The organism is Cytobacillus mangrovibacter (assembly GCF_042865275.1).
GTDB lineage: Bacteria > Bacillota > Bacilli > Bacillales > Cytobacillaceae > Cytobacillus > Cytobacillus mangrovibacter.
Genome location: NZ_JBIACJ010000015.1, coordinates 23,800 through 44,573 on the forward strand (window position 1 = coordinate 23,800; position 20,774 = coordinate 44,573).

Below are 20,774 nucleotides of genomic sequence, written 5' to 3' on the forward strand. Positions count from 1 at the left end.
GTACTTCATCCTTTATTAGACTTATTATAGCAGATTAAGTGTCAAAAAAATCCCAACAAAATGACATATTATAGATAATTCAACTTGAATAATTTGGTTTTTAATTATATACTACATTACAACAGTAATGCACTATGTGTAAAGGAGGCGGAGCTAATTCTTAATACGGATGGAACGAAGCCTATTTATGTACAAATTGCAGAATGGCTAGAAACGGAGATCATGAATGGCCATTTTGAAAGAGATCAAAAGGTGTACTCTCAATACCAATTAGCAGAGATGTATACGATTAATCCAGCAACAGCTGCTAAAGGGCTTAACCTACTTGTTGATGAAGATATCCTGTATAAGAAGCGGGGGCTTGGCATGTTTGTTTCAACAAATGCGAAAGAAATGATTATGAATAAGCGAAAGAACCAGACATTGAAGCGATTGGTGCATGAAATCGTGTTGGAAGCTAATCGTTTGCAGATGAGCGACATGGAGTTAATCGAAATGATAAAAGTAGTTCAAAATGAGGAGGGTGGGCGATGAAGGTCATTGAATGCAACAATGTGACAAAAACGTACTTGAGAAGAAATGTATTAAATCAGCTTTCCTTTACGATTGGGGAAAACAAGATTACCGGATTAATCGGTAGGAATGGTGTTGGGAAGACGACATTGTTGAAAATCATTGCTGGTTTTATTAAAGAAACCTCTGGAGATGTGAAAGTGTTTTCCGAACAACCCTTTAATAGCCTGAATGTCTCAGTTAACACGATCTTTGTTGATGATCAAATGAGCTTCCCGCCTGCTTTGCAGTTATATGAATTATTAGAAGTGGCAGAGAGCTTCTACCCGAATTGGGATATGGAATTGGCGAAGCGCTTGTTTAATTATTTCGGATTCGATCCAAAGCACTACCATCATCGGCTATCCAAAGGGAAGACGAGTACGTTTAATATGATTGTCGGCTTGGCCGCCCATTGCCCTTTAACTATATTTGATGAACCGACCACTGGTATGGATGCTGCAGTAAGAAAGGATTTCTACCGTGCACTGCTTAAGGACTATTTAGCATTCCCACGCACAATTATTTTGTCTAGTCACCATTTAGATGAAATAGAAGATTTACTAGAAGATGTCCTGCTTATAAAGGATGGGAGAAAACATCTGCATGTACCGATGGAGGAGCTTAAGGAATGGGCAGTTGGCTTAAAAGGAAGAGCGGAAATCGTTAAAGAGTGGACAGAGAGCAAGGAAATTCTTTATCAAAATCACATAGGCAAAGATACAATGTATGCTGTCGTGAAAAATGACTTTAATGAAACATTACGCCAAAAGGCAAGTCTTGCAGGCTTGGAAATAAGTGCGGTTCCTGTTAGCGATCTTTGTGTCTACTTAACTAGTGAATCGAAAGGGGGGATTGACGATGTCTTTAACAACCGCTAATTTACTAGACATTATAAAAAAACAGTACTTTTTCAAGCTTAAAGCAAATATTGATTCCTTTAGCTCCCTTATTTGGATTCAAATATTAGGGGTGCTCTTTTCTTTAGGTGGTGTAGGCTCAGTCGGATCCTTTTCAGATTATCTTCATGTCGAGGTCAAATACTATTCTGCCAATTTAGTTATTGCTTTTACAATGATCTGGGCTTTTGTAACTGCGATTACAATCACAACAAAGCCTTATAGAAATCATGACTTTTCATTCGTGACGAATCGGCTAAGCAGCAGCATCGCAAATATTCTTTTTTTACTAACAGCAAGTATCATTGGTGGAGTTACTGCGATGTTGGCAAGCAATCTGCTAAAAATTATCGCTTATTTTCTGTTTAATGAACAGCTTTTTACTATTCAAAGTGGGGTAGGGGAGTTTGCGATTGGGATAAGTGTTACCGTTTTATACCTCTTCTGCATTAGTGCGCTCGGCTATTTCATTGGCACGACCGTTCAAATAAGCAAGCTGTTTATCTTCGTTTTTCCTGCTCTATTTTTCGGCTCTGTATTTTTTGAAGCAGCGGTGGAAGGGGAATTTCTGAATAAGTTCTTTAAATTCTATTTTTTTGAGCCATCACTCCTTTTGTGTATTGTGAAAATTGCTTTGACAACAAGCTTACTATTTCTAGCTGCTATTAGTGTTTTACAGCGAATGGAGGTTAGGAGATGATTCTGCTTTCGCTATTTCCAATATTAATTATTATTGCCATAATTATCGCCATTCCATTCTTTATGAAGAAAGCGCGGCCTGTCACTATAAAAATTACACATTGGTTATTGCTCATTTATGTAGGGGTACTGCTTCTAGCAACAGCTGTTGCTCCATTCATTATTGGTGAGGATTTATCAAACAGAGAATTCCTGCGTGAAAAAGATATTGAACAAGAGAGGCGTGCTTTTTCTCAGGCGCTTCGTGAGGGGAACATTGAATCAATTGACGAGGGATTCTTAGTAAATGAGATAACCTATAATTATCAAAATTCAACACTGAAAATTGAAAGGACTAATGGATACGGCCCTCAAGTGTTTGTAGAAAGGAAGGATAGTAATGATGGTAAGATTGAAGCCTTCATATACACGAATCGATTTTTTATTGACGGTCTCAATTTTACTGACAAGCTTGGTGAACCATTTCAAAGTAAATTAACGCAAGATACTTTGACAATCCATTCACCAGAACAAACTAATATTAAGGTTTCGATGATTAAGAACGAATTTACCATCAATCAATTTACAAAAGGAAGTAATGAAAATAGCATGATTCAAAATGGTATATCAGCCCTCTATTTACGAATTCCCCAGAACCTTCAATTAATTGAAGGAACAGATGTGTATCTGGAGTATGTGAGGAAGTAGATAGGCAAAAGAAGAAAAATCATCAGTTTTAACGAGCCTGTGATTTTTCTTCTTTTCATCTATTGCTATAATGAGGATGGAGGTTGATTCAATTGGAAAAAGACCAGCATTTTAATTTTAATGAACTTGATGAAGAAACGCTTTTTATCGTTTCCCAAACATTTAAAGCCTTGTCAGACCCAACACGGATACGTATTTTGCATTTGCTATTTGATGGAGAGCATTCAGTGAATGATATTGCCGAGCGCCTTTCTTTGCTACAATCAACGGTGTCCCACCAGCTTCGCTTTTTGAAAAATTTGCGATTAGTTAAATTTAGGCGAGAAGGAACATCCTTATACTATTCCTGTGATGATGAGCATGTCATGGATATATTAAAACAAACAATTGAGCATGCGAATCATCATTAATTACAGCTTCCATGATGATTCGGGCAGCCATGCTCAGCTTTTTCAACTTGAATGGTACTGTGTTCAATTTCAAAATCATTATGGAGAATGGATTGGGCATGATGCAGAATAGAATCGTGAGCACCATCACCGGCAAAGACAATATGGCAGCTAAGCATCGGCATCCCTGAAGTGATAGACCAGATATGCATATCATGCACTTCTGAAACCGATGGAATGTTTAAAAGCGCTGTCTTTACCTTATCCATTTCAAGATGTGCTGGTGTTCCTTCCATTAAAATATGGAAGGATTCCTTCGTGACTCTTATCCCGCTAATGATGATTAGAATGGCTACAATTACACTAGCGATTGGGTCAGCAATCCCCCAGCCAAAGAAAATCATCAGCAGGGCTGCAATGATCGCCCCTACAGATCCCAGCATGTCACCAATTACATGAAGGAAGGCACTGCGAACATTTAAGTTTTCATCCTTATCCCCACGCATTAAGATCCATGCAGCAACGATATTTACAAGCAATCCAATTGTTGAAATGGCTAGCATTCCTCCACTAAGCACTTCAGGTGGATTCCAAAAACGGTGGTATGCTTCATAGAAAATATAAAGCGAAATCAAGATGAGAGTAATCCCATTTAGTGCGGCAGCAATGATTTCAAATCTTTTATATCCGTATGTTTTTGAAGCAGATGCTTTTCTTTCGCCAAGCTTTATTGCAAACAAGCTTAACCCTAGTGCTGCAGCATCACTAAGCATATGGCCAGCATCTGAAAGCAGGGCCAAGCTATTTGTCAAAACCCCGCCAATCACCTCTACAATCATGAATGCTGCAATCAGTATGAATGACAGAAATAAAGCCTTCTTATTATTTGAATTTCCATGGGAGTGAGAGTGCCCATGCCCATGGGAATGTCCATGATGATGATGCCCCATAACCATCCCTCCTTTTTATATATGAATATATGCTCATATATATTATGTTTTATAACTGGAAAAAGTTCAAGAGAAAAAGTAAAAAAAGGCATAATATTTAGCCTTCAACTAAAGTTGGGTGAATTATTCATTAGGGGTAAACATTATTGTTTCTTTGCGAACATCCAAAGTAAGAAAAACTTTGTAAATCTAAGATAGAGCACTTAATTAACAAAAAAAGGGAGAGTAGGGTTCATAAATCCAAGATAGGACACTTAATTAGTAAAAAAAGGGAAAGTAGGGTTCGTAAATCCAAGATGGAACACTTAATTGGTAGAAAGAGGTAAAAGGGGATTCGTAAATCCAAGATAGAGCACTTAATTAACAAAAAGAGGAAAAAAGGGGATCGTAAGTCCGAGATAAAACAATAATTTACAAAAAGGGGAAAATACGGTCCCTTTAATCGAGGTAGAGTACTAACAAGATGGAATTTCAGCCGCAATATTTTTCACAAAAAAAGAAGGCACTTTATTCTGTGCCCTCCTTGAGATTAGTTCTACTCCGTCTTGATCATCTCATTTCGAAGATAATCGGAATACTGCAGGATTTGCAAAGTATTCTCAACGTTTTTTTGCATGTTTTTTGTGTTCTTGGTTTTTTTCATTGTTTCTCGATTATACAATAAAGCGGGCAGCTTAGCGCTTGGTGCTGTGTACAAAGTGTTATTGCTAATAAATGATCCGCCTGGCATGTAATAGCGCATGCCAAGAAGGTTCTTTTCATATTGGAATAGATTATGACCAATCATTTGTGCATCATGCTCGATGCCAAGCAAATTCAATAAGGTAGGCATCAGGTCAATTTGGCCGCCAAGCTGGGAATACGTTTCACCATTAAATATTCCAGGTGCATGAAATAGAACTGGAACAACGAAGCGGTCATGCAGATTATAATCATGGCCAAGCATTTCCTTTAGCAGTTCGTAATCATGATCTGTAACAGGTGCCCCATGCAATCCAGAATGATCTCCATAGATAAGGATAATTGATTCATCATATATCCCCAGCTTTTTTAATGATTGAATGAATTGCCCAATCTGTTCATCTGTATACCGGACAGACTGAAGATAATTTCCTACATATGTATCCTTATAGGAATCTGGCAAGTTAAGAAATTCATATTCATCCGGCATTTCGAAAGGGGTATGGCTTGTTAACGTAATAATATTGGAATACATGCGTGAATGCTTTTTTAGTTGCTCTTGTAATTCACTCTCTACAAAGTTAAATAGCACCTCATCAGCTGGTCCGAAGCCGATTTCCTTTTCACTTGGAATTTCATTGCTTGTATAGACATACTCGAAACCAAGCGCAGGGTATAATTTGTCTCGACTCCAATAGGTGATATCGTCTGCATGATAGGTAGCGGTTCCGTAGTCATGCTTATTCAATGTGCGAACAAGAGATGGAATTTCACTATCATCAATGACATTGACGGTCGGGTCCATTCCTTCTGGGTAAAGAGAGGTATGCATGAGCCACTCAGCATCCGACGTATTACCAGCACCGATTTGCTGATAGACGTTATCGAAATAGGCACTATCTTTTAAAAGCGCATTTAAATTCGGTGTGATTTCTTGTCCTTTAATCGTTTTGTTAATGGTGAATTCCTGCAATGACTCCACTTGAATTGTGAAAACATGCCGATCCTTGGCTAGGCCAAATGTGCGATGAGCTGAAAATGGAATATGCACATTTCCCTTTAATTTCTCTAATTCCGCGTCTGATAATTGATCATTTTTGGCTAATGCTGTTCCAAAACCACGTTCATAGAACTGTACGAATTGTGATTGGATATAGCCGTGTTTTTTTGCGAAATAGGAAACATCAATTAATGGATAGAAAAAGGCAACAATCGTTGTCACTAGTCCAATGCAGCTAAATGCAATAGCTGATTTTTTTAACAGACGGAAAGTGAGTGGTTTTGATGTTCTAGAAAAATACCATATAAGCGGCAGGATGAGCACGACATCTAAGAAAAATAAATAATCAAATGGGCTGCCAAGAAGTGCGACTGTGCCACCAACTGAGTTCGATTGATAAATTTGCTTCACATCATAATAAGAAGGAACAGTAGAGAAATATCTTGTGTAGTACATGATGACGATAAACAGTGCGGACAAGCATAGACTAAATAGCCATACAGACAGCCACTTTCTCTTTTTGAGCAGGAGCATAAGTCCCGTTAGCATAAGTGCCCACATAGGAAATTCGATAAAAAGGATATGGAAAATCGACTTGTTATCGAAAATGACTATTTGAAAGGCAGCTATTTTTACAAATAAAACGATCATAATAAGTGCGTACGGATGGGAAACATATTTTATAAGATTCATACTCCACTTTTTCATATAGAAAAGCACCTCTAACCAAAGATTTCCTTTTTACATTATCAGATTTTCTTTCGATTCTGCAAACAAAAAGTATACCTTTAACTAAGTCTATTTGCCATAATAATTATTCATACTTGAGAAATAATGGATTCTTATATAATGACGTTTCTATTAAGCAGAAAGATTCAGATAATGGAAACCTTTTTGCTCTTTAGTTCGTAAATAATCATACATGAGCATCTGCTCACAACCAAGAATGTAAAATGTTGGTCGAATAAATAATGAGAGTGGAGGAGTGATTCTAGATGGAGAAAAGATTACTTGAAGACAATGTTGAAGTGCTGCGGCAGGCAACAGGCAGCTGGATGGACCGTAGGCTTGTGCTTATGACAGCTGCCCAATTTGCTGCGAAAGGACAAAAGGTTGATGGCCAGGCTTTTTTAAAAGTATCAGATCTCGTGAAAAAAAGTGCTTCCATGTTCTCCCCGCTAAGAGGCATCTATTTTCCAATGACGGGTTTGATCATGGCAAAGGATAGTCATCCTGAAATAGAGATAAATCGTTTGCATCATAATTATAAAACATTGCGAATGGCCAATATGCGTTCGTCTGCATTCACATACATAGCCGCATTTTTATTAGAGGATCATATGGAGGTCAGCAGAATTAGTGCAGTTTATGAAGAAATGAAAAGGCATCACCGTTTCCTTACCTCTTATGATGATTATCCGGCAGCAGTAATTATAGCGAAAAGGGACGGAAGGGTTAATGAGCTAATTGAGATCTCCGAGCGGTATTATCGCGGGCTGAATGAAAATGGATTATGGAAGGGAAATGATCTGCAATTCTTAGCTAATATGCTTGTTATGAGTGGAGATTTTCAGCATGATTTAGTTAATAATGTTCTTTATACGAAAGATGAACTGACCAGACAGGGGCTTAAGGTGAAAGCGATGCACTATCCAGCTCTCGGTGTTATTGCCCTTACAGGAAAGATAAAAGAAGCAACAGCCCTCGCTGCACAACTAGCAGAAATGAAAGTTTTCAAATGGTATAAGGATATGGCCATTATAATCGCAGCAACCTTCGTTTCACAGGAATATATTGACACATCCGCAGGACTGACAACTGCCATCCAAGCGATGATCCAAGCACAGCAAGCATCAGCAGCTGCGACAACTGCGGCGATTGCAGCAGCGTCTTCATCGGGAAGTTAGGGTACATCTATATGGGTGTGCTCTTTTTAAATTGACCGAAAATGTAGTCAATTCCCTTCCATAAGATAGATGTTTGCAAAACCATAAAATACCTGTGCTATTTGTTCGAATTTCCTCATTATCTCTTGCAAGGTCACGTATTTCTGTGTCAATATCTATATATTGAAGAATGTCGTTATAATAGATATTCGGGGAGATGAATAGGTTGAATAAAGCAGTTATTTTAGGGTGTAATTATTATATTGGTTTGAGTACTATTAGATGTTTAGGTGTGAATGGAATACATACAGTTGCAGTGGATTATGCTGGAGCTGATACATATGGGGCAGAATCGAAGTATTGTTCGGAGCGGTTAGTTTCTCCTCATTATAAAAAAGAAACGGAAGCATTTGTACAATTTTTAATAGAATATGCGAGCGAACAAAATGAAAAGCCAGTTCTTATTCCTTGTCATGATTCGTATGTTGAAGTAATTGATGAGTATTTAGATGAACTGAAGGAGTGTTATTTAATTCCTCAAACGAAGAAGGGCCTTTATTCGCAAGTGATGAATAAGGAGGCTCTACATGCATTGGCAGTGGAGAAAGGGATGCTTGTCCCAGAAACAGTTCGTGTCAATGAAGAGAACTTTTTTGAGAAAATCGATACGATCATCAAATATCCGTGCATTGTGAAGCCGACTGATTCCCCTACATTTGTAGCTACTTTTAGGAAAAAGATTTTTAAGGTTCATAATAAAGAGGAATTAGAAGAAGCTTTAGCAAAAGCGGAAAAGGCTGGCTTAGAAGTAATTGTTCAGCGGATTATTCCTGGGTTTGATGATCATATGTATACATTTGATGCTTATTTAAACCAAGATTCAAAGGTGACTCATTGGGTAACCTGTCAAAAACATCGTCAATATCCAATTAACTTCGGTGCCTCTGTCTATACAGAGCAAAAATATGTTCCAGAGCTTTATGAGATTGGGGCGAAATTTTTTGAGGAAATCGGGTACAAAGGGTTTGCGGAAATAGAGTTTAAGAAGGATGCAGATACTGGGAAGTATTACTTAATCGAAATCAATGCGAGAATTACGAACCTTAATAATTTATTGTATAAGGTCGGTGTGAATTTCCCTTATATTACTTATCGGGAATTAACTGGTTCTCCTCTTCCGCCAAAAGCAGTGAAAGAAGATAAAAATCGCGTATTTTGGTACGCTTATGAGGATATGTTAGCGATAAAGGGTTATATTCGAACGGGTCAACTGACAAAAGGCGAAGTGTTTAAATCGCTATTCAAGAAAAAGGCTTATGCCATCTGGGATTGGCAAGATCCGAAGCCTGGTATGATCTTTTTTAAGAAAACGGCTGGGAAAATGCTTAAAAGAAAATAATCGATAGATGCAGAAAAGAGGTAGTAAATAATGCTGTTAGAGGAACTTCTACGTTCGATAAAGGTTGAGCGTGTTCATAATGATAAAGATATGAAGATTAGCGGTGTTTCCTACCATTCACAAAAGGTTGCCAATGGACATCTTTTCGTTTGTGTCCGCGGATATAAAACAGATGGACATAAATACCTTGCACAAGCAGTAGCCAATGGAGCAGTAGCAGCTGTAGTTGAAGAAGTGCAAGAAGGGTTTGATATCCCGCAATTTGTGGTAAAGAACAGCAGAATCGCTCTTGCCCAGTTAGGAGATGCATTCTATGATCATCCTTCAAAGAAAATGAAGATGATCGGCGTTACTGCAACGAATGGGAAAACAACTACGTCTTATATGATAAATGCCATTCTTGAAAATGAAGGTTTTAAAACTGGATTAATCGGGACGGTCTCTATAAAAATTGATGATATGACAATCCCGGCTGAGCTGACAACGCCAGAATCATTGGATTTACAATATTACTTAGGCGAAATGGCAGAAAAGAATGTCTCCCATGTATGTATGGAGGTATCATCAGCTGCTTTAGAAACTCATCGAGTAGAAACGGTTGATTACGATATTGTGACGTTAAACAATGTCAGCCGTGAGCATATTGATTCGCATGGATCATTTGAACAGTATTTCGAAGCGAAATCAAGTTTGATTAGAAATGCAAGTGCAAGAAGTATTGCTGTTTTAAATCTAGATGATCCATATTCCGCATCACTCGTTAATCAAACAAAGGCAGAGGTCATTACATTTGGTGTGGAAAGTAAAGAAGGGCATATTCATTGTAAAAACTTAGATTTAACAACAGGAAGAGCTAAATTCACAGTCGAAATTTTGAAGGCGTTCAAAGCGAATGGCGCTGAATATATTCCTGGAGAATTTGACATTGAACTATCTGTTCCTGGTCTTCATTCTGTGTACAATTCAATGGTTGCCATTACTGTAGCATTGCTTTCTGGTGTAGCTGTGTCAACGATCCAGTATACATTGAAAAATTTTGCTGGTGTAGAAAGACGATTTGAATTTATTTATGAAGAAGATATTAAGATTATTGATGATCATTTTGCTAATACAGGAAATATCAATGTAACTCTGCAAACATTAAAATATATGGATTACAAGAAGCTTCATATAGTATATGCCATTCGTGGCGAACGCGGACCAACAGTTAACCGGGAAAATGCGGAAGCAATTGCTGAGTGGGCTCCGAAGCTTGGTTTGAAAGAGATCATTGCGACGAAGAGTGTTTCTCATGTGACTGCTAAGGATAAGGTGACAGATGAGGAACAGCGTGTCTTTGAAGAAGTTATGGCTGAAGCGCGTATCCAAGTTGATTTATATGAAGAATTACCAGATGCGATTGCCCGTGCATTAGGGAAGGCGGAAGAAGGAGATTTAGTTCTTCTGGCTGGCTGTCAAGGAATGGATCATGGAGCCGAGATTGCTTTACAATTGCTTCGGGAAAAAAATGAACTTCGTATCGAAATACTTGAATAGATAATTAAAAATTGTGAATTGAGAAGGTTGAATAATGGGAAAGAAAAGCTTAGGTGTAATCGGTGGAATGGGACCGATGGCCACATCTGTCTTTTTCGAAAAGGTTATTGAAAATACGGTTGCTGGTGCTGATCAGGACCATATTAATATGATTATTCTTAATCATGCTACATTGCCTGATCGAACAAGTGTGATTTTGAATAAAACGGAAGATACCTTTTTACATGCGGTTGAAAAGGATTTAAAACTGCTTGAATCAGCGGGTGTAGCCAATATTGCCATTCCTTGTAATACTTCACATTATTTCTATGATAAGATGCAGGAAATGACTGGAGTCAACATAATTCATATGATTGATGAGACATGTAAAACAATTCATCAAACATATGGAGAGCAGAGCAAAGTAGGTATCCTAGCAACAAACGGCACAGTAAGCAGCGGCATATATGAAAAGGGCTGTAATGCCTACAATATGCAGTTGTATAAGCCGAACAAGGTCTATCAGGATCAAATTATGAATACAATTTATAATGTAAAAAGTGACTTGGCCATTGATGTGAATATAATTGAACAAATCATAAAGGACTTAGTTCATAATGAAGGCTGCAGTTGTGTGATCCTAGCATGTACAGAGCTGTCATGTTTGAAATTAAGCGATGATGTCACTTCATACTGTGTGGATGCAATGGATGTCCTAGTTGAAAGGTCGATTGAGTATTCTGGCGGGATTGTGAAAAAGGTGAACAGCTGAATTTGTGTATTTTGAGGGAGGGGTATATTTTGAAGCTGAATGAAGTAGAGAAATTCGAGGAGTTTTTATCAGAGTCTTTCGGTGATGGCGTACACATTAGGGAATTACGCTTATCTAATGAAGAAACAGAATATATTAAAAAGATATATCCAAAAGCTATTTTTAATAAAAGCTTCCAAAAGAAAACAACAGACGGAAAAAGCTGGTACAAAGTAACACTCCTACCCCCAACCAAGATAGACAATCAGGATGAAATGATAGCAATCAAACAAGAAAACTTAAAGCTAAAACAGGAAATAGAAGTACTTAGACGAACGATGAAGATTGATTCAACTAAATAATACGGGAACAATCCGCCGCTTAGCTGATGCTGGGCGGCTTGTTTTTTTGGAAAGAGAAAGCGGGTAAATGTAAAAACTGCTCACGTAAAAATGGGATAGTGCTCAATAATGGTTATAACTGTAAAGAGCGGTCACATAAAAATGGGATAGAACTCAATAATGGTAATACCTGTAAAAGGTGGTCACGTAAAAGAAGGATAGAGCTTAATTATGGTTATAACTGTAAAAGGCGGTCACGTAAAAGAAGGATAGAGCTTAATTATGGTTATAATTGTAAAAAGCGGTCACATAAAAGAAGGATAGAGCTTAATTATGGTTATAACTGTAAAAGGCGGTCACATAAAAGAAGGATAGAGCTTAATTATGGTTATAACTGTAAAAAGCGGTCACATAAAAGAAGGATAGAGCTTAATTATGGTTATAACTGTAAAAGGCGGTCACATAAAAGAAGGATAGAACTCAATAATGGTTATTACTGTAAAAGGGAGGCACGTAAAATCCTATGACTCTACATAATAAGAAGATTTACCATATCCAATGCAAGTATAGCGTTCAGACAGAACTTTTCGAATAACTTTCTTAGATGTAATTACTTCGCACCATTCAAAAATAGCATTAGTAGTTACTTTTTTATTTGGGAAAAGGAGTATAAATTCTTCCACACTTCGAATAATAGCTGCTCTGGCATCTTCCCTACATGAGCACCTTGTGCATTCTAATATATGATGACCGATAAATTGCAAATCACATGAATGACAGGAGTTACAGAGGATTCCCTTCTTTAGCTGGTCATAGGTATAATCAGGCACTCTTGTGTATGGTGATTTCTCTAAATGAATGGACATTAATTTTTGTGCAATTTGAAGGCTTTTCTTATTTGAAGGTTTAACAGGCAGCTTTTTCGAAAATCGTTTAAGTTGAGTGGGGAAAATAATCGATGGGTTAATTGGGGCTAGATAGAGATGGAAATTATGGTTAATGAAGATTACATAGGGTTCTACATGCACATGAATTCCAAGGCTTTGTAATAATTGCCTAAGCAGCGATTTACTTCGTTCCAACTGGAGTAATGGGTTCTTAATTTCCTTCTTTGTGAGCGTATACCATCTTCCCTTTTCATCGATAAAAAAATCCCCTTCGTAGTTTTTTACCTCAAAAAAATAAAGTGACTCATCGGCTAGTAGTAACGTATCGATTTGAAAAGTAGTGTTATTGTATTCAAGCAATACATCATTTAGAATTACCCAATTCTCTGAATCTGGTAAATTCATCAGCCATGCATCAAACTGCTGCTCCCCTTCAAATCCTTTTTCAAGGCTCCAGCAATATTTTACTTCTTCATCTGATAAATCCATGCGCATATTTAAACTTCTATAAAGCTTTAATTCTTCTGATGGTTTACGAGTTTTCATAATCATTAGCAATACCCTCCAATCTAAGATTCATTCTATGAAAAATTTCCTATATTTACAAGTGATGGAATCCTTTGAAATATAAATGTAATAATTTTCGTGATTATATTTATAGATGACAATGCTATAATATAAAATATGTGAATAAGCAACAAAAAATGACTAAACCTGTGCAATTTTTCCTGCTATAAATACATCATTCTACAATCTATCAGACAAATTATCTATCAATTTCTGCTATAACTAGACAAAAGCGGACTAGCCTTTTATACATAATAATAGAATCTAATGGAGTCTAAAGGACATAGAGAGGAGACATGAACCAAATTGAAAAGAAAAATTCTCACTCTAGGAATCGGATTAGTATTAGGCTGCAGTAGTTTATTAATGCCTATCTCAAGTACTGCATATGCTGTCACAAATAAGCAGCTAGAGAATAAAAAGAAGGAAATACAAGAAAAACGTTCAAATGTTCAATCAGAGATTGATCAGAAGAAAGATGACCTTGTGCAAATTGGGGAAGAGAAATCAGCTGTTGAGAAAGAACTGGATAAATTAGAATTGGCTATTGCAGATACAAAGAATAAAATTCAAGAAAAAGAAGCGCAAATTGTAGATGCAAAAGAGGAAATTAAGAAGCTCCAGCAAGAAATTGCTGTTCTTAAGGAACAGATTAAAAAAAGAGATGAGCTGTTGAAGGATCGGGTTCGTTCCATCCAAGAAAATGGTGGAGTCATTAACTACCTAGATGTGTTATTAGGTGCGCAAAGCTTTGGTGACTTTATTAACCGTGTGAGTGCGGTAACGTCATTTATGGAAGCTGATAGAGACTTGCTTCGAATGCATCAGGAGGATAAAGCACTCCTTGATCAAAAAGAAGTAGAGGCTAAGAATAAATTAGAAGAACTAAATAATAAGTTAGCTGATTTAGAAAGTATGAAAAAGAAGCATGAGAGCCAAATGCTTGAAAGAAGCAAACTATTAAAAGAACTGGAAAAAGAAGAACAACATATGCATGATGAACTTCTTGAATTTGAAGATGAAGCAGCCATTCTTGCGGCGCAGGATAAGGCAATTAAACGTGAAATTGAGGCATGGAATAAGAAACAGCGTGAACTAGAGGAACAAAGGAAGAAGCAAGCTAGTCAAGGGAACAAGGTTGGTTCTGCTCCAGCAATTACAAATGGAGTATTTATGAACCCGGCAACAGGCAGATTGACATCCCATTATGGACAAAGATGGGGAAGATTGCATTCGGGTATAGATATTGGTAAAGGTGGCAGAACGGAAGCTGTTCCAATTGTTGCTGCCGCATCAGGAATAGTGATCAAAGCGAATTTTGATCGCAGTTATGGAAATGTCGTCATGATTACTCATGTCATTGATGGACAAGTTATGACAACCGTTTATGGTCATATGGAGTATCTTTCTGTATCCAATGGACAAAGTGTTGAAAAGGGTCAACAATTAGGTGTTATGGGCAATACTGGTAATTCAACTGGCCCGCATTTGCACTTTGAAATCCATCACGGACCATGGAATGGCAGCAGATCAAACTCTGTTAATCCTCTTAAATATGTAAACTATTAATTTATTAAAAAGGCGCTCACCAGCTGGTGTAGTGCTTTTTTAAATTTGGTATTCTCTATATAAGGTACATGCTTTTTAATCAAACGATTGATTAGTAAAAATGCGAACATAGCTATTAATCAAACGTTTGATTAGTTAAAAACTGCGAACATACGCCTTAATCAAACGATTGATTAGTTATGCTGATCTGTAGAGGTGAGATAAATTTGAATATTCATGTGATGGCAAAAGATAAGTTAGAGGCTCAAGGAATTCGATGGGTAATTGAATCACATCTGCCTGGCATCCGATTAACCGTATGGGATTCGATAGAGGCATTTTCAGATGTTTTGCAAAATGATCGGCCAGACCTTGTCATTCTGGATATGGACAGTTGGATGCCGGGCAATGAGGGATTTTGTGAGCTGCTTCAGCGGCATAAAATACGCTGGTTAGGTCTATCCTCGGAGCGAATTTTTCAAACGGCCTATCGCGCACTCCGGTTTCGTGCTGAAGATGTCATATTCCGTCCGATATCACCTGATGATTTGAAGAAACATATTCAGCAAATTCGCTATCAAACTCGAAATGTACAACAATTATACTCAAATCAGGCCGGAGACCAAGTAGATACTTATACAATTGATTACCCTGATTTAGTTTTGTTAGATAAGAATAGATCCAATCCAATCACGATGGTTGCTTTTTTGACACCGAATGCTGAAACGCTGCCGCTTATCTATGATGCATTACAACGGTACTCTTTTCCTGACAAACATAGGCTTTTTGCATTATCGGATTTTATATTATGTGTACAGGAAAATGAAAAGATTGAGTCGATTAGGGAAGTCTATCACTCTTTTCTATCGAGGTGGAAAGAGCGGATAGATGAACCGCTTGCCATTGTCATTAATATTGATTCTTCAAGAGGATCATTAAAGAAAACGTATCAGCAAACAAGGCAATTAACAAAAGTAGTCTTTTTTGAGGGCTATGATATTGTATTAGAGGAAAATAAACAAATGGAGCCTTTAGAAATGGATCCATTTCTTACGCCACTTGAGCAGCGCCAGTGGATTGAAATGCTTGAAACAAGGAATACAAAGGCGATAAGAGAGTGGGTTGAGCGCGAATTTCTAACTTATGAACGCCCATATCCAGATCCTGAAATGGTCCGAATTCGATTAACGAGTGTGCTTGCACAAATTCGCAGACATATGAAATCATATAATCTTCTAAGTGTATCCCTTGAAGCTAGCTATCATGAGGTGTTCAAGCAAATTATACATCAGTCCGTTATTTATCAAATTGTTCAGGAGCTTCTAACGTTTATCCAGAACTTGCTTCTGCTGGTTCAGGAGCAAGTTCAAGATGGCTCTTTGACACTTGTAGAAAAAGTACAAGAAATGATTGAATCGAATTATTGGGATGCTGGCTGGAATTTAGCTGCATGTGCAGAAGGGCTGCGCATGAACAAAAGCACACTTAGCAGGCGGTTTTCAACGGAATCTGGCCAAAGCTTCCGCACCTATCTTCATCAAGTAAGGATTCGTGAAGCCAAGCGGCTCCTGCAAGAAACAGATCTTTCGTTAGATGAGGTGTCCCGATTAATAGGCTATGCTCATCAAACGTATTTTAACGCTAAATTCAAACAGCTTGAAGGCTGCACACCCTCCGCTTATCGAACCGGAATTGAACGTGGTAAATCAAATATAAGAAAGAGATTGTAAGATTAGTAAAGAATAGCCGTGAATCCTCACGGCTATTTTTTGTGAGAAGGTAAAAAAATGATGTAAAACGAATATAAATAGTAAGCAGCTCGGATTACATATTATTTTTTTACCAGGAGGTATGAAAATGAAATTATTAATTCTTGGAGGAACTAGGTTTCTAGGTCGTTATCTTGTGGAATCAGCTCTTGAACAGGGGCATGAGGTTACACTTTTTAACAGAGGCAAGGGGAATCCTCATCTTTTCCCTGATGTGGAGACGCTGATTGGTAATAGAAACGGACAATTATCAGCACTAGAAGGGAAAAAGTGGGATGCAGTTATTGATACTTGTGGATTTGTTCCACGTATTGTTAAAGAGTCAGCAGAAAGATTGGCAGATGCAGTAGAGCATTATACCTTTATTTCAAGTGGGTCTGTCTATTCCGATTTAACGAAAATCGGTATTAATGAAAATCACTCCGTTCATACAATCACAGATGAAAAAGCAGAAGAAATAACAAAAGGGACTGCGGGGCCAATATATAATGAATATTATGGTCCATTAAAATATTTGTGTGAGCAGGCTGCGGAAGCAGCAATGCCTAATCGTACATTATCGATTCGTGCGGGGCTAATTGTAGGTCCCCATGATTACTCTGATCGTTTTTCTTATTGGGTTCAACGTGTAGCAAAGGGGAAAGAGGTTCTAGCTCCTGGTAATCCGGATGCACAAATTCAATTTATTGATGTCCGTGATTTAGCAAAGTGGATTATTAAAATGGTTGAGGGTAGAAAAATCGGTGTATTTAATGCAGCTGGACCAGAAGAAAAATTAACAATGAGGGATTTCCTTGATCAGTGCAAGGTGGCGAGTAATAGTAATGCTATTTTTACATGGGTACAGGAGGATTTCCTGAATGACAATCATGTAAGCTATTGGTCAGAAATGCCTTTATGGATTCCAGAATTTTTAAATGAACCAGGCTTTCTAGCAGTTAGCACTCAGAAAGCTCGTAATGAAGGTTTAATATACCGTTCATTGATCGACACCATCCGTGATACGTTAGACTGGGAATTCAGTCGTCCAGTGGGTATTGAACGGAAAGCAGGAATGAAATTCGAAAAAGAAATGGAACTATTAAAGCTTTGGCACGAAAAGATGTCTTGAAGTAGAATGAGCACTAGATGAGCTGTGGTTAAACAGCTCATTTTTTGTTTAGAGCAGTAATACACATTGAAATACATGAACTCATTTATAAAAACGGTTAGTTTAACAAAATAAAATGAAATAATTTATAAAAATAAAACCAATTTATAAATAATTATCCGAAATTTCATTATAAAATAAAAATATAGAAAAGGGGAGGTAATGAGGATGAAAACGATTTCAAGTGAGAAGGTTGTACGTTACCGTGGAACAGAGCTAAATACAAAAGGATGGCTGCAAGAAGCTGCACTTCGTATGTTAATGAATAATCTTGATGCAGATGTGGCTGAACGCCCTGAAGATCTTGTTGTGTACGGTGGAATCGGTAAGGCAGCAAGGAACTGGGAGTGCTTTGATGCGATTGTAAAATCATTGAAGGAACTTGAAGATGATGAGACATTGCTTGTGCAATCAGGAAAACCGGTAGCAGTTTTTAAATCACATGCAGATGCACCTAGAGTCTTGCTTGCAAATTCTAATATCGTCCCTGCATACGCCAATTGGGAAACCTTCCATGAACTCGACAAAAAAGGACTTATGATGTACGGACAAATGACGGCTGGAAGCTGGATCTACATTGGCTCTCAAGGAATTGTTCAAGGAACGTATGAAACATTCGCTGAATTAGCGAAGCAGCATTTTGGCGGCACACTTAGAAATACAATTACTGTCACAGCAGGGCTTGGTGGCATGGGTGGTGCTCAACCGCTTTCCGTAACAATGAATGGTGGAGTATGTATCGGTATTGATGTGGATGAAACGCGTATCGATCGCCGAATTGAAACTCGTTATACCGATGTGAAAACAGATTCTCTTGATGAAGCAATCCGCTTGGCACAAGAAGCGAAACAATCGGGTAAAGCATTATCTATTGGTCTAATTGGCAATGCGTCTGACATTCTTCCTGAAATGATTGCCCGAAACTTTATTCCGGACGTCTTAACAGACCAAACTTCTGCACATGACCCGCTGAATGGCTATGTGCCTTCGAAAATGTCACTTGAGGAAGCGGCAGAGTTAAGGAAAAATGATGCTGAAGAATATGTGAAACTTTCAAAGGCTTCCATGGCAAAGCATGTTCAGGCAATGCTAGAAATGATGGAAAAGGGATCTGTCACATTTGATTACGGCAACAATATCCGTCAGGTTGCGAAGGATGAAGGAGTAGAAAATGCATTTGACTTCCCTGGATTTGTCCCTGCATATATTCGCCCACAGTTCTGTGAAGGGAAAGGTCCTTTCCGTTGGGTAGCTTTATCAGGTGATCCAGAGGATATTTATAAAACAGATGAAGTGATCCTACGTGAATTTAGCGATAACGAGCATTTATGCAACTGGATTCGCATGGCTCAGGAAAAAATTGAGTTCCAAGGGCTGCCTTCTCGTATTTGCTGGCTTGGTTACGGCGAACGTGCACGCTTCGGAAAAATTATTAATGACATGGTTGCTAAAGGGGAATTGAAGGCACCGATTGTCATTGGTCGTGATCACTTGGATTCAGGCTCTGTGGCTTCACCAAATAGAGAAACAGAAGCAATGAAGGACGGTTCAGATGTAGTGGCAGACTGGCCAATCTTGAATGCAATGATTAATGCAGTTGGTGGAGCAACTTGGGTATCTGTGCATCATGGTGGCGGAGTAGGTATGGGTTATTCGATGCATGCAGGAATGGTCATTGTTGCAGACGGAACGAAAGAAGCAGAAGCACGAATTGAGCGTGTACTGACAACAGATCCAGGAATGGGCATTGTTCGCCATGTGGATGCTGGCTATGAATTGGCAGAGAAAACCGCTCGTGAAAAAGGGGTTAACATCCCGATGCTGAATAAAGGGAATGAGTAAAGATGAAGAAACCAATTTGGATTAAGCATATATCGCAACTAGCTACCCTTGATTCTAATATCAAGGGTCCGCGTTCAAAGGAAGCGATGTCAGAGCTTGGATTAATTGAAGACGGCAGCTTATGGCTAGAAGACGGCAAGATTCAAGCTGTTGGGACAACGGTAGAGCTAGCAAAGCGGTATGCTGATAAGACACAGGAAGCAGAAATCGTTGATGCAACAGGACATTTAGTAACACCTGGATTGGTTGATCCTCATACACATGTTGTTTACGGGGGAAGCCGTGAACGTGAATTCGAAATGCGCCTTGAGGGTGCGACATATATGGACATTATGAACGCGGGCGGCGGGATCCATGCGACGACCCGTATGACTCGCGAAGCAACAGAGGAAGAGCTATTTGAACAAACAACTCGCAGACTGGATTCCTTTCTTCAGCATGGTGTAACAACAGTAGAAGGGAAAAGCGGCTATGGCATGAATTTGGAAACAGAGCTGAAGCAGTTGCGGATGATGAAGCGATTGCAGGAAGCCCATGCCATCGACCTTGTTCCAACCTTTATGGGGGCACATGCGGTCCCACCGGAGTATAAAGGAAGAGAAGATGAGTTTGTTGACCATATCATTCAGGATATGCTTCCGATTGTTGCCGAGGAAAAATTGGCTGAGTTTAACGATGTTTTTTGTGAAATCGGTGTATATACGCCAGAGCAGACGGAACGAATTCTAGAAGCAGGCAAGAAGCTTGGTTTGACGCCAAAGATTCATGCAGATGAAATTGAGCCATATGGTGGAGCGGAATTAGCTGCAAAGGTCGGAGCAATTTCAGCCGAACATTTATTAAAGGCTTCAGATGAAGGAATTCAAGCAATGGCGAAGTCTGGAACAATCGCTTGCTTGCTGCCTGCAACTGCCCTTTATTTACGAGAAGGTGCGGCGGCTGGCAGAAAAATGATTGATGAAGGTGTTGCAGTAGCTATTTCGACAGACTGCAATCCAGGTTCTTCGCCGACAACATCGATGCCACTTGTTATGAATTTAGCTTGTATTTCCATGCGCCTTACTCCAGCAGAAGCCTTAACGGCAGCAACGTATAATGCTGCTTGTGCGATTAATCGCCACAACTTAGTGGGCTCACTTGAGGTTGGGAAACAAGCCGATATTGTTCTATGGAATGTAAAGAACTATCAAGAGCTGCAATATTTATTCGGTGTTAATCATGTCAAAGCCGTTTGGAAAAAAGGCGTCCAGGTGGTGGGCTAA

General features: G+C 38.5%; 18 protein-coding genes. 15 read left to right on the plus strand and 3 right to left on the minus strand.

Annotated elements, in window-relative coordinates:
• Nucleotides 1-93 precede the first annotated feature (93 nt).
• The 5 genes from ACFYKT_RS19450 (at nt 94) to ACFYKT_RS19470 (ending at nt 3,247) form a co-directional block, all read left to right on the plus strand.
• Nucleotides 94-534, plus strand: coding sequence for a GntR family transcriptional regulator (locus ACFYKT_RS19450; RefSeq protein WP_389222989.1), 441 nt, complete (start codon nt 94-96; stop codon nt 532-534).
• On the plus strand, nt 531-1,433 hold the full coding sequence (locus tag ACFYKT_RS19455; protein ID WP_389222903.1) for an ATP-binding cassette domain-containing protein: 903 nt from the start codon (nt 531-533) through the stop codon (nt 1,431-1,433). Before ACFYKT_RS19450 ends, ACFYKT_RS19455 begins: the two co-directional genes overlap by 4 nt.
• The gene (locus tag ACFYKT_RS19460) at nt 1,414-2,151 is read left to right on the plus strand and encodes a hypothetical protein (RefSeq protein WP_389222905.1); all 738 of its coding nucleotides are present in this window, start codon (nt 1,414-1,416) and stop codon (nt 2,149-2,151) included. Before ACFYKT_RS19455 ends, ACFYKT_RS19460 begins: the two co-directional genes overlap by 20 nt.
• On the plus strand, nt 2,148-2,837 hold the full coding sequence (locus ACFYKT_RS19465) for a hypothetical protein (protein WP_389222907.1): 690 nt from the start codon (nt 2,148-2,150) through the stop codon (nt 2,835-2,837). Before ACFYKT_RS19460 ends, ACFYKT_RS19465 begins: the two co-directional genes overlap by 4 nt.
• A 92-nt stretch (nt 2,838-2,929) precedes the next feature.
• A complete protein-coding gene (locus tag ACFYKT_RS19470; RefSeq protein ID WP_389222909.1) occupies nt 2,930-3,247 on the plus strand; it encodes an ArsR/SmtB family transcription factor in 318 nt (105 codons plus the stop codon).
• On the opposite strand, the gene ACFYKT_RS19475 is transcribed toward ACFYKT_RS19470, so the two are convergent.
• On the minus strand, nt 3,244-4,176 hold the full coding sequence (locus ACFYKT_RS19475; RefSeq protein ID WP_389222911.1) for a cation diffusion facilitator family transporter: 933 nt from the start codon (nt 4,174-4,176) through the stop codon (nt 3,244-3,246). The genes ACFYKT_RS19470 and ACFYKT_RS19475 overlap by 4 nt on opposite strands.
• Nucleotides 4,177-4,711: 535 nt before the next feature.
• Nucleotides 4,712-6,565, minus strand: a complete 1,854-nt coding sequence (locus ACFYKT_RS19480; protein ID WP_389222913.1) for an LTA synthase family protein — start codon at nt 6,563-6,565, stop codon at nt 4,712-4,714.
• 287 nt (nt 6,566-6,852) lie between these two features.
• Between ACFYKT_RS19480 and ACFYKT_RS19485 the strand changes: the two genes are divergently transcribed.
• From ACFYKT_RS19485 to ACFYKT_RS19505, 5 genes are all read left to right on the plus strand, one after another.
• Nucleotides 6,853-7,764, plus strand: coding sequence for a DUF4003 family protein (locus ACFYKT_RS19485; protein WP_389222915.1), 912 nt, complete (start codon nt 6,853-6,855; stop codon nt 7,762-7,764).
• A 205-nt stretch (nt 7,765-7,969) separates the two neighbouring features.
• A complete protein-coding gene (locus tag ACFYKT_RS19490; RefSeq protein ID WP_389222917.1) occupies nt 7,970-9,142 on the plus strand; it encodes a carboxylate--amine ligase in 1,173 nt (390 codons plus the stop codon).
• A 30-nt stretch (nt 9,143-9,172) separates the two neighbouring features.
• A complete protein-coding gene (locus ACFYKT_RS19495) occupies nt 9,173-10,678 on the plus strand; it encodes a Mur ligase family protein (protein ID WP_389222919.1) in 1,506 nt (501 codons plus the stop codon).
• Between the two features lie 34 nt (nt 10,679-10,712).
• Complete coding sequence (locus ACFYKT_RS19500) at nt 10,713-11,429, plus strand: aspartate/glutamate racemase family protein (protein WP_389222921.1); 717 nt, start codon at nt 10,713-10,715, stop codon at nt 11,427-11,429.
• 29 nt (nt 11,430-11,458) lie between these two features.
• Nucleotides 11,459-11,770, plus strand: a complete 312-nt coding sequence (locus ACFYKT_RS19505; protein ID WP_389222923.1) for a hypothetical protein — start codon at nt 11,459-11,461, stop codon at nt 11,768-11,770.
• A gap of 500 nt (nt 11,771-12,270) precedes the next feature.
• On the opposite strand, the gene ACFYKT_RS19510 is transcribed toward ACFYKT_RS19505, so the two are convergent.
• A complete protein-coding gene (locus tag ACFYKT_RS19510; RefSeq protein WP_389222925.1) occupies nt 12,271-13,188 on the minus strand; it encodes a nuclease-related domain-containing protein in 918 nt (305 codons plus the stop codon).
• Between the two features lie 321 nt (nt 13,189-13,509).
• On the opposite strand from ACFYKT_RS19510, the gene ACFYKT_RS19515 reads away from it, so the two are divergent.
• The 5 genes from ACFYKT_RS19515 (at nt 13,510) to hutI (ending at nt 20,774) form a co-directional block, all read left to right on the plus strand.
• Complete coding sequence (locus ACFYKT_RS19515) at nt 13,510-14,772, plus strand: murein hydrolase activator EnvC family protein (RefSeq protein WP_389222927.1); 1,263 nt, start codon at nt 13,510-13,512, stop codon at nt 14,770-14,772.
• A gap of 206 nt (nt 14,773-14,978) precedes the next feature.
• Complete coding sequence (locus ACFYKT_RS19520) at nt 14,979-16,481, plus strand: response regulator transcription factor (RefSeq protein WP_389222929.1); 1,503 nt, start codon at nt 14,979-14,981, stop codon at nt 16,479-16,481.
• 127 nt (nt 16,482-16,608) lie between these two features.
• Nucleotides 16,609-17,631 carry an NAD-dependent epimerase/dehydratase family protein gene (locus ACFYKT_RS19525; protein ID WP_389222931.1) on the plus strand — a complete coding sequence of 341 codons (1,023 nt, stop codon included), beginning with the start codon at nt 16,609-16,611 and terminating at the stop codon, nt 17,629-17,631.
• Nucleotides 17,632-17,838: 207 nt separating this feature from the next.
• A complete protein-coding gene (hutU, locus tag ACFYKT_RS19530) occupies nt 17,839-19,512 on the plus strand; it encodes a urocanate hydratase (RefSeq protein WP_389222933.1) in 1,674 nt (557 codons plus the stop codon).
• 2 nt (nt 19,513-19,514) lie between these two features.
• On the plus strand, nt 19,515-20,774 hold the full coding sequence (gene hutI, locus ACFYKT_RS19535; protein WP_389222935.1) for an imidazolonepropionase: 1,260 nt from the start codon (nt 19,515-19,517) through the stop codon (nt 20,772-20,774).

What these genes read in the sequence shown, in the direction of transcription:
- ACFYKT_RS19455 (WP_389222903.1), top strand. Translation starts at nt 531, where the DNA reads ATGAAGGTCATTGAATGCAACAATGTGACAAAAACGTACTTGAGAAGA.
- ACFYKT_RS19460 (WP_389222905.1), top strand. Translation starts at nt 1,414, where the DNA reads ATGTCTTTAACAACCGCTAATTTACTAGACATTATAAAAAAACAGTAC.
- ACFYKT_RS19465 (WP_389222907.1), top strand. Translation starts at nt 2,148, where the DNA reads ATGATTCTGCTTTCGCTATTTCCAATATTAATTATTATTGCCATAATT.
- ACFYKT_RS19475 (WP_389222911.1), bottom strand. Translation starts at nt 4,176, where the DNA reads ATGGGGCATCATCATCATGGACATTCCCATGGGCATGGGCACTCTCAC.
- ACFYKT_RS19480 (WP_389222913.1), bottom strand. Translation starts at nt 6,565, where the DNA reads ATGAAAAAGTGGAGTATGAATCTTATAAAATATGTTTCCCATCCGTAC.
- ACFYKT_RS19485 (WP_389222915.1), top strand. Translation starts at nt 6,853, where the DNA reads ATGGAGAAAAGATTACTTGAAGACAATGTTGAAGTGCTGCGGCAGGCA.
- ACFYKT_RS19495 (WP_389222919.1), top strand. Translation starts at nt 9,173, where the DNA reads ATGCTGTTAGAGGAACTTCTACGTTCGATAAAGGTTGAGCGTGTTCAT.
- ACFYKT_RS19500 (WP_389222921.1), top strand. Translation starts at nt 10,713, where the DNA reads ATGGGAAAGAAAAGCTTAGGTGTAATCGGTGGAATGGGACCGATGGCC.
- ACFYKT_RS19510 (WP_389222925.1), bottom strand. Translation starts at nt 13,188, where the DNA reads ATGATTATGAAAACTCGTAAACCATCAGAAGAATTAAAGCTTTATAGA.
- ACFYKT_RS19525 (WP_389222931.1), top strand. Translation starts at nt 16,609, where the DNA reads ATGAAATTATTAATTCTTGGAGGAACTAGGTTTCTAGGTCGTTATCTT.
- hutU (WP_389222933.1), top strand. Translation starts at nt 17,839, where the DNA reads ATGAAAACGATTTCAAGTGAGAAGGTTGTACGTTACCGTGGAACAGAG.
- hutI (WP_389222935.1), top strand. Translation starts at nt 19,515, where the DNA reads ATGAAGAAACCAATTTGGATTAAGCATATATCGCAACTAGCTACCCTT.